Source organism: Bradyrhizobium sp. WSM471 (assembly GCF_000244915.1).
In the GTDB taxonomy this organism is placed as follows: Bacteria; Pseudomonadota; Alphaproteobacteria; order Rhizobiales; family Xanthobacteraceae; genus Bradyrhizobium.
The window spans coordinates 733,792-747,115 of the sequence record NZ_CM001442.1 but is presented as its reverse complement, the minus strand read 5'-3'; the positions used below and the strand labels follow the sequence as shown (position 1 = coordinate 747,115).

13 protein-coding genes are annotated in these 13,324 nt (G+C 64.8%); 10 read left to right on the top strand and 3 right to left on the bottom strand.

Annotated elements, in window-relative coordinates:
- Positions 1–4 precede the first annotated feature (4 nt).
- The 9 genes from yidC (at position 5) to dapE (ending at position 9,172) form a co-directional block, all read left to right on the top strand.
- Positions 5–1,852 (top strand): membrane protein insertase YidC, encoded by a 1,848-nt coding sequence (gene yidC / locus BRA471DRAFT_RS03530; RefSeq protein ID WP_007604694.1) that lies wholly within the window; start codon positions 5–7, stop codon positions 1,850–1,852.
- Positions 1,853–1,961: 109 nt separating this feature from the next.
- Positions 1,962–2,615, top strand: a complete 654-nt coding sequence (yihA, locus tag BRA471DRAFT_RS03525; protein ID WP_035974615.1) for a ribosome biogenesis GTP-binding protein YihA/YsxC — start codon at positions 1,962–1,964, stop codon at positions 2,613–2,615.
- Positions 2,615–2,980 (top strand): DUF423 domain-containing protein, encoded by a 366-nt coding sequence (locus tag BRA471DRAFT_RS03520; RefSeq protein ID WP_007604692.1) that lies wholly within the window; start codon positions 2,615–2,617, stop codon positions 2,978–2,980. The genes yihA and BRA471DRAFT_RS03520 overlap by 1 nt, the downstream gene beginning before the upstream one ends.
- 177 nt (positions 2,981–3,157) lie before the next feature.
- Positions 3,158–4,045 (top strand): acetylglutamate kinase, encoded by an 888-nt coding sequence (gene argB / locus BRA471DRAFT_RS03515; RefSeq protein ID WP_007597683.1) that lies wholly within the window; start codon positions 3,158–3,160, stop codon positions 4,043–4,045.
- Positions 4,046–4,200: 155 nt separating this feature from the next.
- A complete protein-coding gene (locus tag BRA471DRAFT_RS03510) occupies positions 4,201–5,187 on the top strand; it encodes a DUF1036 domain-containing protein (protein WP_035974613.1) in 987 nt (328 codons plus the stop codon).
- A gap of 196 nt (positions 5,188–5,383) precedes the next feature.
- Entirely contained in the window at positions 5,384–6,073 is a 690-nt protein-coding gene (locus tag BRA471DRAFT_RS03505) for a pyrimidine 5'-nucleotidase (protein WP_007604690.1), read from the top strand.
- Positions 6,074–6,267: 194 nt separating this feature from the next.
- Positions 6,268–7,113 (top strand): 2,3,4,5-tetrahydropyridine-2,6-dicarboxylate N-succinyltransferase, encoded by an 846-nt coding sequence (dapD, locus tag BRA471DRAFT_RS03500; protein WP_007604689.1) that lies wholly within the window; start codon positions 6,268–6,270, stop codon positions 7,111–7,113.
- Positions 7,114–7,343: 230 nt separating this feature from the next.
- Positions 7,344–7,997, top strand: coding sequence for a DUF805 domain-containing protein (locus BRA471DRAFT_RS03495; protein WP_007604688.1), 654 nt, complete (start codon positions 7,344–7,346; stop codon positions 7,995–7,997).
- Positions 7,994–9,172, top strand: coding sequence for a succinyl-diaminopimelate desuccinylase (dapE, locus tag BRA471DRAFT_RS03490; protein WP_007604687.1), 1,179 nt, complete (start codon positions 7,994–7,996; stop codon positions 9,170–9,172). Before BRA471DRAFT_RS03495 ends, dapE begins: the two co-directional genes overlap by 4 nt.
- 157 nt (positions 9,173–9,329) lie before the next feature.
- Here the strand turns inward: dapE and truA are convergent, their stop codons facing one another.
- The 3 genes from truA to def form a co-directional block, all read right to left on the bottom strand.
- Positions 9,330–10,067 (bottom strand): tRNA pseudouridine(38-40) synthase TruA, encoded by a 738-nt coding sequence (truA, locus tag BRA471DRAFT_RS03485; RefSeq protein ID WP_035974611.1) that lies wholly within the window; start codon positions 10,065–10,067, stop codon positions 9,330–9,332.
- 120 nt (positions 10,068–10,187) lie between these two features.
- Complete coding sequence (fmt, locus tag BRA471DRAFT_RS03480; protein ID WP_007604685.1) at positions 10,188–11,111, bottom strand: methionyl-tRNA formyltransferase; 924 nt, start codon at positions 11,109–11,111, stop codon at positions 10,188–10,190.
- Positions 11,112–11,320: 209 nt separating this feature from the next.
- Positions 11,321–11,845 (bottom strand): peptide deformylase, encoded by a 525-nt coding sequence (gene def, locus BRA471DRAFT_RS03475; RefSeq protein ID WP_007604684.1) that lies wholly within the window; start codon positions 11,843–11,845, stop codon positions 11,321–11,323.
- Positions 11,846–12,016: 171 nt separating this feature from the next.
- On the opposite strand from def, the gene BRA471DRAFT_RS03470 reads away from it, so the two are divergent.
- Positions 12,017–13,216 carry a DNA recombination protein RmuC gene (locus tag BRA471DRAFT_RS03470; RefSeq protein ID WP_007604682.1) on the top strand — a complete coding sequence of 400 codons (1,200 nt, stop codon included), beginning with the start codon at positions 12,017–12,019 and terminating at the stop codon, positions 13,214–13,216.
- Positions 13,217–13,324: the final 108 nt, after the last annotated feature.

Genomic DNA, 13,324 nt, shown 5'->3' with positions numbered 1-13,324 from the left:
AATGATGACCGACAACCGCAATACCATCCTCGCTGTCATTCTGTCGGGCTTCGTGCTGATCGCCTGGCAGTATTTCTACAACATGCCGGCTATGGAGAAGCAGCGCGCCCAGCAACAGGCGCAGGCCGAGCTGCAGAAGACCACGCCGCAGCCGACGGCTTCCGCGACGCCGGGCGCCACGCCGCAGGCCGGCAGCACGGCCCAACCGGCGACGCCGAGCGCGAACCAGCAAGCCCAGCCGGTCGTTGCGCGCGACGTTGCGATTGCCGCCAGCCCGCGCGTGAAGATCGAGACGCCGCGAATCGCCGGCAGCATCTCGCTGAAGGGCGGACGCATCGACGATGTCGCGCTGGTGCAATTCCGCGAAACGGTCGATCCGAAGTCACCGCCGATCATTCTGTATTCGCCCTCGGGGACCGCGGAGCCCTATTACGCCGAGTTCGGCTGGGTACCGGCCACGGGCGTGACGGCGAAACTGCCGGACGCGCAGACCGTCTGGCAGCAGGACGGCAGCGGCAGCCTGACGCCGACCACGCCGGTGGTGCTGAAATGGGACAATGGCGAAGGCCTCAGCTTCCGCCGCACCATCGCGGTCGACGACCACTACCTCTTCACCGTCAAGGACGAAGTGAGCAATGTCGGCAACGCGCCGGTCACGCTCTATCCGTTCGCGCTGATCTCGCGCCACGGCACGCCGCAGGTCTCCGGCTACTACATCCTGCATGAAGGCTTGATCGGCTATCTCGATGGTTTGCAGGAATACGCCTACAAGAAAATCGACGAAGCCAGGACGGTGAACTTCAAGGCCACCAATGGCTGGCTCGGCATGACCGACAAATACTGGGCCTCGGCGCTGCTGCCGGACACCAGTGCGCAGATTCAGGCGCGCTTTTCGTCGAACCCGAGCGGCAACGTCCACACCTACCAGACCGATTATCTGCTCGATCCCGTCACCGTCGCGATCGGCGGCTCCGCGACCGCGAATGCGCGGCTGTTCGCCGGCGCCAAGGAAGCCAGCGTCGTCGGCATCAACTTCCCGCTCGCCGGCCATGGCGGCTACAACAAGGAACTCGGCCTCAACCATTTCGATCTGTTGATCGACTGGGGCTGGTTCTACTTCATCACCAAGCCGATGTTCCTCGGCCTCGACTTCTTCTACCGCTTCTTCGGCAATTTCGGCATCTCGATCCTGCTCGTGACCGTGATCGTGAAGCTCTTGTTCTTCCCGCTGGCGAACAAGTCCTACGCCTCGATGGCGAAGATGAAGTCGGTCCAGCCGCAGCTTCAGGCGCTGAAGGAGCGCTACCCCGACGACAAGGTGAAGCAGCAGCAGGAGATGATGGAGATCTACCGCAAGGAGAAGATCAATCCGGTTGCCGGCTGTCTTCCCGTGGTGATCCAGATCCCGGTGTTCTTCTCGCTGTACAAGGTGCTGTTCGTCACCATCGAGATGCGGCACGCGCCGTTCTTCGGCTGGATCAAGGATCTTTCCGCACCGGACCCGACCAACCTGTTCACTCTGTTCGGGTTGATCCCGTTCGATCCGACCACGATCCCGGTGTTCGGCCACTACCTGGCGCTCGGCATCTGGCCGATCATCATGGGCATCACGATGTGGTTCCAGATGAAGCTGAATCCGACGCCGCCGGATCCGACGCAGCAGATGATCTTCAACTGGATGCCGCTGATCTTCACCTTCATGCTGGCGGGCTTCCCGGCAGGCCTCGTGATCTACTGGGCCTGGAACAACACGCTCTCGGTGCTGCAGCAGAGCTTCATTATGCGCCGCAACGGCGTGAAGGTGGAGTTGTTCGATAATCTCAAGGCGACGTTCGCGAAGAAGGCGACGTAGCTCCACTCTGTCATTCCGGGCTGGTGCGAAGCACCAGACCTGGAATCTCGAGATTCCGGGTTCGATGCTTCGCATCGCCCCGGAATGGCAGCAAGCAAAGAGCCTTCGCATGACCGACGACAAAGATGCGAAGCTGATCGAGGTCGGGCGAAAGCTGTTCACGCGCGACTGGCAGTTCATCTGGGCCTCGCCCTCGACTGAAACGCTGCCGCCGATGGCGGGACTGGAGATCGCCTTTGCCGGCCGCTCCAATGTCGGCAAGTCCAGCCTGATCAACGCGCTGACCGGCCGCAACGCGCTGGCGCGCACCTCGCATACGCCGGGCCGCACCCAGGAGCTGATCTTCTTCGAGGTCCCCGGGAAAAGTGACCTGCGCCTCGTCGACATGCCCGGCTATGGCTATGCCAAGGCGCCGAAGAGCCAGGTCGCGTCCTGGACCGAGCTGATCCACAAATTCCTGCTCGGACGCGCCAGCCTCGCGCGCGTCTACGTGCTGGTCGACGCGCGGCACGGCCTCAAGGACGTCGATCTCGAAGTCCTGAAGACACTCGATCGCTCCGCGGTCAGCTACCAGATCGTGCTGACCAAGGCCGACCAGATCAAGACCACCGAGCTTCAATCGCGCATCGTCGAGACCGAGGCCGCGCTCGCCAAACGTCCGGCCGCGTTCCCGAACGTGCTCGCGACCTCGTCACGGAGCGCGACCGGCATGGCCGAGCTGCGCGCCGCGATCGCAAAGCTGCTGGAAGAGCGGACCTCGTGATGGCGGCATTCCGCCTGCTGATCGGGCTTGCCGGTGTGATGGGCGCCGCCGGCGTCGCGCTGGCCGCGGCTTCCGCGCATGGCGGCGATGCGAGCCGGCTCGCCGCCGCAAGCGCCATGCTGCTGTTTCATGCAACCGCCATACTCGCGGCCGTCGCCCTGCTCGGGCGTGGCCTTCTGCACGACGGAATTGGCATCGTCGCCGCGTCCGGCTTCGCAGCCGGCGCCGCGCTGTTCGCGGGCGACCTCACCTTGCGGCAATATGCCGGCCATTCGTTGTTTCCATATGCGGCGCCGACGGGTGGGTCGGTGATGATCTTGAGCTGGCTGGCGGTGACGCTCGCGGCGGTGGTGGGGCAGCGGTGATCCGTAGCCCGGATGAAGCGAAGCGCAATCCGGGAGAGCTTGCATGAGCAGATTCCCGGATTACGCTTCGCTCCATCCGGGCTACGCGGCTGCGTCGGGGGTACGAAGACCACTTTGCGCCCCACGCGCCAATCGGATAGAACGCGGCCCGAGTATCCCGCCAGCGAGATCCGCCTCATGACCGAAATCTCCCCGCTCGACCAGGCCCGCATCCTGTCCGAAGCGCTGCCGCACATGCAGCAGTATGACGAGGAAACCATCGTCATCAAGTATGGCGGCCATGCCATGGGCGACGAGGAGACCGCGAAGAATTTTGCCCGCGACATCGTGCTGCTCGAGCAGACCGCGATCAATCCGGTGGTGGTGCATGGTGGCGGCCCGCAGATCGCGACCATGCTCAAGCGCCTCGGCATCGTCTCGGAGTTTGCCGCCGGCCTGCGCATCACCGATGCCGCCACCATCGAGATCGTCGAGATGGTGCTCGCCGGCTCCGTCAACAAGCAGATCGTCGGCTACATCAACGAGGCCGGCGGCAAGGCGGTGGGGCTGTCCGGCAAGGACGCCAATATGGTGAAGGCGTCCAAGACGACGCGCACCATCATGGATCCGGACTCGCACATCGAGAAGGCGGTCGATCTCGGCTTCGTCGGCGATCCCGAGAAAGTCGATCTCACGCTGCTCAACCAGCTGATCGGCTACGAGCTGATCCCGGTGCTCGCGCCGCTCGCGACCTCGAAAGAGGGCCAGACGCTGAACGTCAACGCCGACACTTTCGCAGGTGCCGTGGCCGGCGCGCTGAAGGCAAAGCGACTGCTGCTGCTCACCGACGTGCCGGGCGTGCTCGACAAGTCCAAGAAGCTAATCCCGCAGCTCTCGGTCAAGGACGCGCGAAAGCTGATCGCCGACGGCACCATTTCCGGCGGCATGATCCCGAAGGTCGAGACCTGCATCTACGCGCTCGAACAGGGCGTGGAGGGCGTCGTCATCATCGACGGCAAGATGCAGCACGCAGTCTTGCTCGAGCTCTTCACCAACACCGGCACGGGCACGCTGATCCACAAGTGAGAGATGAGAAAACGAGAGACGCCGTCGTGGCCGGGCTTGTCCCGGCCATCCACGACCTTTCGTCCCGCGCCAAGAACGTGGATGCCCGGGACAGCCCCGGGCATGACGAGCGGAGCGCGAGGCGGCAGCGCCGCTCCGTCCTGACGCGCTTCCTGATGACCCTCCCCGCCGCGGCCATCTCGTTCGTGTTCTCCTCCGCACCGGCCTTCGCCGACCTGAAGATCTGCAATCGCATGTCCTATGTCGTCGAGGCCGCGATCGGCATCGACGACAAGGCGGCGACCGCGACGCGCGGCTGGTTCAGGATCGACCCCGCCACCTGCCGCGTCGTGGTGCAGGGCACGCTCTCCGCCGACCGCATCCTGCTCAACGCCCGCGCGCTCGGCGTCTACGGCGCATCCCCGATCCCGCAGAACGGCAGCGACACGCTGTGCGTCGCGCAGGACAATTTCGTCATCGCGGCCGCGCGACAGTGCCGCAGCGGCCAGACCCAGGCCGCCTTCACCCAGATCACGCCGACGCAAGGCGCGGACGGCAATTTCGTCGCCTATCTCGCCGAGGACTCCGAATATGACGACGAGCAGGCCCGCCTTGCCGGCATCCAGCGGCTTTTGGTGATCGCAGGTTATGACGCCGCGCCAATCGACGGCGTCGACGGGCCGAAGACGCAAGGCGCGCTGGCCGCTTTCCTGAAGAGCCGCGGATTGTCGTCCGACATCCTGTCGTCGCCGAACTTCTTCAAGACCATGGTCGATGCCGTGCAGACCCCGTCTGCGACCGGCCTCACCTGGTGCAACGACACCACGCACAAGGTGATGGCGGCGGTCGCCACCGACGACGGCAAGGCGGTGACCAGCCGCGGCTGGTATCGCATCGACCCCAAGACCTGCCTGCACCCTGATGTGAGCGGCCAGCCGAAGCAGATCTTCAGCTTCGCGGAAGCCATCGACGCCGACAACCGAATCGTCAAGCTGAAGGACAAGCCGCTGAACTGGGGCGGCGACAGGCAGCTTTGCACGCGCGAGACCAAGTTCGAGACCAACGAGCAGACCGACTGCGGCGCGCGCGGCTTCGCGGCCACGGGCTTTGGCGCGGTGGACATGTCGAGCGGCGGCAAGACGCTGCGGTTTGCGATGCCGTGACGGGTGGTGTTGTGATCAGGACGCGCACTCCGCTGTCGTCCTGGCGAAGGCCAGGACCCATGACCCCAGGATTGGGTTTGGCAGAGAACGACGACCAGAGTGCCCCAATGATCCGTCACGGCCTATGGGTCCTGGCCTTCGCCAGGACGACGATTGAGGGTGGAGCGCCGCCGCGGTCAACGGATAGAGAGTGAAGATGAAATCTCCCCGCGCCTTCGCCCATGTCGACACCTGGGTGTTCGACCTCGACAACACGCTCTATCCGCACCACGTCAATCTGTGGCAGCAGGTCGATGCTCGGATCACCGAGTTCGTTTGCAACTGGCTGAATCTGACGCCGGCGGAAGCGCGCAAGATCCAGAAGGATTATTACCAGCGCTTCGGCACCACCATGCGCGGCATGATGACCCTGCATGGCGTCCGCGCCGACGACTATCTCGCCTACGTCCACAAGATCGACCACTCCCCGCTGGAGCCGAACCCGTCGCTGGGCGAGGCCATCGCAAAACTGCCGGGACGAAAGCTGATCCTGACCAACGGCTCGGTCGATCATGTCGATGCGGTGCTGGCCCGGCTCGGCTTTGCCATGCATTTCGACGGCGTGTTCGACATCATAGCCGCCGACTTCGAGCCGAAGCCGGCGCCGCAGACCTACCGCAAGTTTCTCGCCGACCACGCGGTCGATCCGACTCGCGCCGCGATGTTCGAGGACCTCGCCCGCAACCTCACCGTCCCGCACGAGCTCGGCATGACCACCGTGCTGGTGGTGCCGGACGGGACGAAAGAGGTCGTGCGTGAGGACTGGGAGCTCGCGGGCCGTGACGCCGCCCATGTCGATCATGTCACGGATGATCTGGCGGGGTTTTTGGGCAGGCTGTCGCATTGAACGGTAGCCCGGATGGAGCGCGAGCGAAATCCGGGGCTTTGTTGCGGTGAGACCGCCCCGGAATGCGCTTCGCTCCTTCCGGGCTACGGTCTTCGCGGGTGATGACACCGAACCAAGCTTGACTCCGTCCCCCCAAATCCCGAAAAAGCGCTCCAAATCACCGCAAATTCCCGCCTGCCTGTGAGGAAATCCCGATGTCCCTGTCCGCCCTCGAATCCACCATCAACGGCGCCTTCGAGGCGCGCGACGGCGTCTCGACCTCGACCAGGGGCGAGGTCCGCGAGGCCGTGGATCACGCGCTGGAGATTCTGGACAAGGGTGAGGCCCGCGTTGCCGAGCGAGGCACCGACGGCAAGTGGAAGGTCAATCAATGGTTGAAGAAGGCGGTGCTGCTCTCGTTCCGCCTCAACGACATGGGCGCCATTCCCGGCGGCCCCGGCAAGGCGGCCTGGTGGGACAAGGTGCCCTCGAAGTTTGACGGCTGGGGCGAGAACCGGTTTCGCGACGCCGGTTTCCGCGCCGTCCCCGGCTCTATCGTGCGCCGCTCGGCCTTCATCGCCCGCAACGTCGTGCTGATGCCGTCCTTCGTCAATCTCGGCGCCTATGTCGATGAATCCACCATGATCGACACCTGGTCGACCGTCGGCTCCTGCGCGCAGATCGGCAAGCGCGTGCACATCTCCGGCGGCGTCGGCATCGGCGGCGTGCTCGAGCCGCTGCAGGCCGAGCCTGTCATCATCGAGGACGATTGCTTCATCGGCGCGCGCTCCGAGGTCGCCGAGGGCGTGATCGTGCGCAAGGGCGCGGTGCTGTCGATGGGCGTATTCCTGGGTGCCTCGACCAAGATCGTCGACCGCGAGACCGGCGAGATCTTCATCGGCGAGGTGCCGGAATATTCGGTCGTCGTTCCCGGCGCGCTGCCCGGTAAGCCCATGAAGAACGGCCAGATCGGCCCGAGCACCGCCTGCGCCGTCATCGTCAAGCGCGTCGACGAGCGCACGCGCTCCAAGACCAGCATCAACGAGCTGCTGCGGGATTAGGGACTAACTATCTCACCGTCACCCTGAGGTGCTCGCCTCTTCTGCGAGCCTCGAAGGGCGACGGCCCGGCTGCCAGCAGCATCGTGGCCGCTCATCCTTCGAGGCTCCCCTGCGGTGCTCTGCACCGCAGGGGAGCACCTCAGGATGACGGGTCTGGCAGCGGCATCGAACCCACCCTTCCCCCATCGCGACCAACATCCGGGCGACCTCTCCCGCCCGGAGCCTTTGGCATGGACTGGACGTGGTATCTCTTCCGCTTCGACGGCCGCATCAACCGCGCCCTGCTGTGGCAGGCGCTGCTGATCGTCATGTTGCTGGCCTGCATGCTCGGGATGATCGACCAGGCCATCAAGGTGCTGAACGGGGCCGCAACTTTCGCCTTCAACTTCAAGGTCGACTTCGATTTCGGTGTCGACGACATCTTCAACGTGGTCGATCCCAGGGCCTACCGTCTGCTGGCAACCACCGATCGCGCGACCCTCATCCTCAAGGTGCTCGGCAGCTCGCTCTTCCTGTGGATCTACCTCGCAACCGCGACCAAGCGACTGCACGATCGCGACCGGAGCGGGTGGTGGCTGGTTCCGTTCTTCGTCGTGCCCGCGTTGTTCGACCAATTCTCGGACCTGCTGCCGACCGAATCAAACTGGGTTCTTGCCCTCGCCTGGGCCGTGCACATTCCCTGGTTTTGGGGCCTCGTGGAAATGTTCATTGTCCCCGGTACCTCCGGCGACAACCGGTTCGGCCCCGATCCACTGGTCGACGTTGAAGATGGCTCCGCGCCCGCCTCGCCTGCGGCGAAAAGCTGGGACCAGCAGAGCGAGATCGAATTTGTCCCGCCCAGTGCTAGCCCGCCCGGCGGCATGCATGTTAAGCGAGGTGCATGACCGATGCTCTCTCGATTGCCCGCGATCTCATCCGCTGCCCCTCGGTAACCCCGGCCGATGCCGGTGCGCTGGGCGTGCTCGAACAGGTTCTCACCGCAGCCGGCTTCACATGCCACCGCGTCACCTTCAGCGAGCCCGGCACCGCCGACGTCGACAATCTCTATGCTCGGATCGGCACTGACAGGCCGCACATCACCTTTGCCGGCCACACCGACGTGGTGCCGCCGGGCGACGAGAGCGCCTGGAGCGTCGGCGCGTTCTCCGGCGAGGTGAAGGACGGCTTTCTGCATGGCCGCGGCGCAGTCGACATGAAGGGCGGCATCGCCTGCTCGGTTGCCGCGGTGCTGGAGCATCTCGCCGCGAACGACGGCAAGCCGCGCAGCGACGGCCAAACATCAGGCTCGGGTTCGATCTCGTTCCTGATCACCGGCGACGAGGAAGACGTCTCCATCAACGGCACCATCAAGCTGCTGAAATGGGCCGCCGAGCGTGGCGAAAAATTCGACCATTGCGTGCTCGGCGAGCCCTCCAACGTCGAGACGCTCGGCGACACCATCAAGGTCGGCCGCCGCGGCTCGCAATCGGGCACGCTGTATGTCGACGGCGTGCAGGGCCACGTCGCCTATCCGCACCGCGCCGCCAATCCGGTGCCTGATATCGCGCGGCTGATCGTGGCGATCTCGGACGAGCCGCTCGACCATGGCAGCGCGGCGTTCCAGGCTTCCAATCTCGAATTCACCTCGGTCGACGTCGGCAACACCGCCAACAACGTCATCCCGGGACAAGCCCGCGCAAAATTCAACATCCGCTACAACGACAATCACACCCAGGCGAGCCTGCGCGAGCTGGTCGAGACGCGGCTGACAAAAGCCTGCGGCAACCGCATCCGCGCCCGCATCGTCTGGGAGCCCTCGAACTCGAACGTGTTCGTGACCAAGCCCGGCCCGTTCACCGAACTCGCGGTGTCCGCGATCGAGGAGGTGACGGGCCGCAAGCCGGAGCTGTCGACGTCAGGCGGCACCTCGGATGCGCGCTTCATCTCGAGCTATTGCCCGGTGATCGAATTCGGCCTGGTCGGCCAGACCATGCACCAAATCGACGAGCGTGTGCCGGTCAGGGACCTGGAGCAGCTGACGAAGGTGTATCGCGGGATTCTGGCAAGGTATTTTGGGTAGGCCACGACCGCCGCGCCATTCTCCGCTGTCATCGTCCGCGAAGGCGGACGATCCAGTATTCCAGAGACAGCGCTGATTGAGCCGAGACGCCGCGGCGTACTGGATGCCCCGCCTGCGCGGGGCATGACACCGGTGGGGAGGCGAGAACTCCCCGCTCCTAATAATCCACCTGCATCAGGTAGAGCCCGTCCGGCGGGGCGACGATGCCGCAGGCGGCGCGGTTGCGCGCGGCGAGCGCTGCGGAGAGATCGTCCGCGGTCCAGCGGCCTTCGCCGACCCACATCAGTGACCCCACCATCGAGCGCACCTGGCTGTGCAGGAACGAGCGCGCCGAGGTGAGAATCGTGATCTCGCGTCCGTCGCGCAGCACGTCGAGCTGATCGAGCGTTTTCTCCGGCGATCTGGCCTGGCACTCGGTGTCGCGGAACGTCGTGAAATCGTGCTTGCCGAGCAGGCGTTGTGCTGCCGCATGCATCGCATCGGCGTCGAGCCGGCGCGGCACGCGCCAGGCATGGCCGGCATCGAGCGCAAGATTGGCGCGGGTGTTGACGATGCGGTAGCGATAGTGGCGCTTCACGGCCGAGAAGCGTGCCTCGAAAGTCTCCGGCACAATATCGGCTTCGAGCACGGCGATGGGATGCGGGCGCAGATGCGCGTTCAGGCCGTCGCGAAAACGGCCCGGCGGAAACTGCTTGGCGATATCGACATGCGCGACCTGGCCACGCGCATGCACGCCGGCATCGGTGCGCCCGGCACCGTGCACGCGCGCATCCGCGCCGGTCATCGCCTTGACGGCAGCCTCCAGCGCGCCCTGCACCGAGGGCAGCGTCTCCTGCACCTGCCAGCCGAAGAACGGCGCGCCGTCATATTCGATGATGAGCTTGTAGCGGGGCATCTTGTCCAGTTTCGCTGTCATCGCCCGGCTCGACCGGGCGATCCAGTACTCCGCAGCCTATCCGTTCGACCGAGAAGCCTCGGCGTACTGGATACCCCGCCTTCGCGGGGTATGACAGCGTCACTTGAATTGGGCGCCTGCCTTCAACGGCACGCCGCGCAGGAAATCCGCGGCCTGCATGCGCGCCTTGCCTTCGCGCTGGAGCTCGATCAGGCGGATTGCGCCCTCGCCGCACGCGACGGTGAGGTGATCGTCGAGCACCTCGCCGGGTGCGCCCGTGCCGTTCGCCAGCTCGCAGCGCAGAATCTTGACCCGCGCATTCTCAAGCTCGGCCCAGGCGCCGGGAAACGGCGACAGGCCGTGGATATGGCGCAGCACCTCGCGCGCGGGCCTGGTCCAGTCGATCCGCGCCTCGGCCTTGTCGATCTTGGCGGCATAGGTGACGCCGTCCTCGCTCTGCGGCTTGAGCTGGAGCCCGCCGCGATCGAGCGCGGCCATGGCGCGCACCATCAGATCGGCACCGAGCCGGGACAGACGATCGTGCAGATCGAGCGCGGTCATATTGTCCGTGATCGCGAGCCGTTCCGCCATGGCGACGTCGCCGGTGTCCAGCCCGACATCCATCTTCATCACCATCACGCCGCTCTCGGCATCGCCGGCCATGATCGCGCGGTTGATGGGAGCAGCACCGCGCCAGCGTGGCAGCAGCGAGCCGTGCAGATTGTAACAGCCGAGCTTTGGCGCATCGAGGATCGCCTGCGGCAGGATCATGCCATAGGCGACGACGACGGCCGCATCGGCATCGAAGGCGCGAAATTCTTCCAGCGCCTCCGGCGTTTTCAAAGTCTTCGGCGTCAGCACGGGCACGCCGAGCTTTCGCGCGGCCTCTTCCACCGGGGTCGGCTGCAATTGCAGGCCGCGCCGGCCGCCGGGCTTCGGCGCGCGCGTGTACACGGCCACGATCTCGTGGCCATGCGCGATGAGCTCGAGCAGCGTCGGCACGGAGAAATCGGGCGTGCCCATGAAAATCAGGCGGAGGGGCATGACAAGGACTCGGTACGTTCCCTCCCCCCTTGTGGGGGAGGGCTAGGGAGAGGGGTGCCACACGACGCGCTCTCTCGGTTTCAGGTTTCGCGGCACGCACCTGATTCAGATGACGGAGAGACTTCCGTCTGGGCTACCCCTCTCCCCCACCCTCCCCCACAAAGGGGGAAGAAGCGCAGGGGAATGTGGGGCAGCACAGTCGCTTGTACTCACTCCGCGCGCTTGGCGGCTTTCTCGAACTTCTTGAGCACGCGGTCGCGCTTGAGCTTTGACAGATAGTCGACGAACAGCACGCCGTTGAGATGGTCGATCTCGTGCTGGATGCAGGTGGCGTAGAGGCCTTCAGCGTCCTCCTCGTGCACCTTGCCGTCCAGATCCATGTAGCGCACCCGAACCTTCGCAGGCCGCTCGACCTCCTCGTAATATTCGGGAATCGACAGGCAGCCCTCTTCGTAGACCGACAGGTCCTCCGAGGAGGCGATGATTTCCGGATTGATGAAGACGCGCGGCTCGGGCTTGGTCTCGCCGTCCTGGTCGGGCTTGGCGAGGTCCATGGTGATCAGCCGCAACGGCTGCGCGATCTGGATCGCCGCGAGCCCGATGCCGGGCGCGTCGTACATGGTCTCGAACATGTCGTCGGCAAGCTTGCGGATCTCCGGCGTGACCTTCTCGATCGGCTTGGAGACCAGACGCAGCTGCTTGTCGGGCAGGATGATGATTTCTCTGAGGGCCATGGCCGCGATTTAAGCCGCGCGTTCGATGCGGTCAATGCGGCCGGGAACCCCGTTAACCCTCCGCCAACCATAAAACTTCGGGTTTCGTTAACCATAAAATTTGACGGGGCATTTACACTAAATGTTCGCTATTCGTTCGTGCGGGCGAGCGAATCGGCTAGAAGCAGGGGCATGAACGAGATCATTTTCATGCTCGGCGACTGGCCGGTGCGCGCCGTGGACGCGCTGATCGGCTTCGGCGTCCTGGTCCTTATCCTGATGGTGGTGATTGCCGTGGTGATCGCGCGCTCCGGGCGGCGCGGCGCGGAACTCGCGATGGCCAACGCGATCCGCGCCGACGAGCTCGAGGAGCGCATCAGCCAGATGCTGCACGCCCAGAGCGAGGCTTCGGGCCGCGTCGACGCCATGACCCAGACGCTGGCCGGCCGCCAGGCCGACATGGCACGCGCGGTCAACGAGCGGCTGGATTCGGTGACCCACCGGGTCGGCCAATCGATGGAAAACACCACGCGCAACACCATGGATAGCCTGCGCGCCCTGCACGAGCGGCTCGGCATCATCGACAGCGCGCACAAGAACCTCACCGACCTCACCACGCAGGTGACGACCCTGCGCGACGTGCTCGCCAACAAGCAGTCGCGCGGCGCCTTCGGTCAGGCGCGGATGGAGGCGATCGTCCAGGATGGTCTGCCCAAGGGCGCCTACGAGTTCCAGTTCACGCTCTCGACCGGCAAGCGTCCGGACTGCGTCGTGTTCCTGCCCGACCAGCGGCCGCTCTGCATCGACGCGAAATTTCCGCTGGAAGCGATGACCGCGCTGCATGACGCGCGCACCGACGAGGAAAGGCGTATCGCCACGCAGCGGCTGCGCGGCGACGTGATGAAGCATGTCAGCGATATCGCGGAAAAATATCTCGTCGCCGGCGAGACCCAGGACATGGCGTTGATGTTCGTGCCGTCGGAATCGGTCTACGCCGAAATCCACGACGGTTTCGACGACGTGATCCAGAAGGCCTATCGCGCCCGCGTCGTGCTGGTGTCGCCGTCGCTGCTGATGCTGGCGATCCAGGTGATGCAGCAGATCATGAAGGACGCGCGCATGCGCGACGCCGCCGACCAGATCCGCACCGAAGTGATCAAGCTCGGCGACGATCTCGGCCGCCTCAGGGATCGCGTGCTGAAATTGCAGAAGCACTTTGCCGACGCGAACGAAGACGTCCGCCAGATCCTGATCTCCGCCGACAAGATCGAGAAACGCGCCGGGCGCATCGAAGAGCTCGATTTCAGCAAGACCGATGCACCCGAAGCCCCGCATCTGGTGGCCACCGGCGCTGCCGAACTGTTCCCGCGGAAGCTCCAGGCGGGGGAGTGAGATTGAGGCACACTGTCATGCCCCGCGAAGGCGGGGCATCCAGTACGCCGCGGCAGTCGTGATTGAACCGGGATGCTGGTGATTACTGGATCGTCCGCCTTCGCGGAC

What these genes read in the sequence shown, in the direction of transcription:
- yidC (WP_007604694.1), top strand. Translation starts at nt 5, where the DNA reads ATGACCGACAACCGCAATACCATCCTCGCTGTCATTCTGTCGGGCTTC.
- yihA (WP_035974615.1), top strand. Translation starts at nt 1,962, where the DNA reads ATGACCGACGACAAAGATGCGAAGCTGATCGAGGTCGGGCGAAAGCTG.
- BRA471DRAFT_RS03520 (WP_007604692.1), top strand. Translation starts at nt 2,615, where the DNA reads ATGGCGGCATTCCGCCTGCTGATCGGGCTTGCCGGTGTGATGGGCGCC.
- argB (WP_007597683.1), top strand. Translation starts at nt 3,158, where the DNA reads ATGACCGAAATCTCCCCGCTCGACCAGGCCCGCATCCTGTCCGAAGCG.
- BRA471DRAFT_RS03510 (WP_035974613.1), top strand. Translation starts at nt 4,201, where the DNA reads ATGACCCTCCCCGCCGCGGCCATCTCGTTCGTGTTCTCCTCCGCACCG.
- BRA471DRAFT_RS03505 (WP_007604690.1), top strand. Translation starts at nt 5,384, where the DNA reads ATGAAATCTCCCCGCGCCTTCGCCCATGTCGACACCTGGGTGTTCGAC.
- dapD (WP_007604689.1), top strand. Translation starts at nt 6,268, where the DNA reads ATGTCCCTGTCCGCCCTCGAATCCACCATCAACGGCGCCTTCGAGGCG.
- BRA471DRAFT_RS03495 (WP_007604688.1), top strand. Translation starts at nt 7,344, where the DNA reads ATGGACTGGACGTGGTATCTCTTCCGCTTCGACGGCCGCATCAACCGC.
- dapE (WP_007604687.1), top strand. Translation starts at nt 7,994, where the DNA reads ATGACCGATGCTCTCTCGATTGCCCGCGATCTCATCCGCTGCCCCTCG.
- truA (WP_035974611.1), bottom strand. Translation starts at nt 10,067, where the DNA reads ATGCCCCGCTACAAGCTCATCATCGAATATGACGGCGCGCCGTTCTTC.
- fmt (WP_007604685.1), bottom strand. Translation starts at nt 11,111, where the DNA reads ATGCCCCTCCGCCTGATTTTCATGGGCACGCCCGATTTCTCCGTGCCG.
- def (WP_007604684.1), bottom strand. Translation starts at nt 11,845, where the DNA reads ATGGCCCTCAGAGAAATCATCATCCTGCCCGACAAGCAGCTGCGTCTG.
- BRA471DRAFT_RS03470 (WP_007604682.1), top strand. Translation starts at nt 12,017, where the DNA reads ATGAACGAGATCATTTTCATGCTCGGCGACTGGCCGGTGCGCGCCGTG.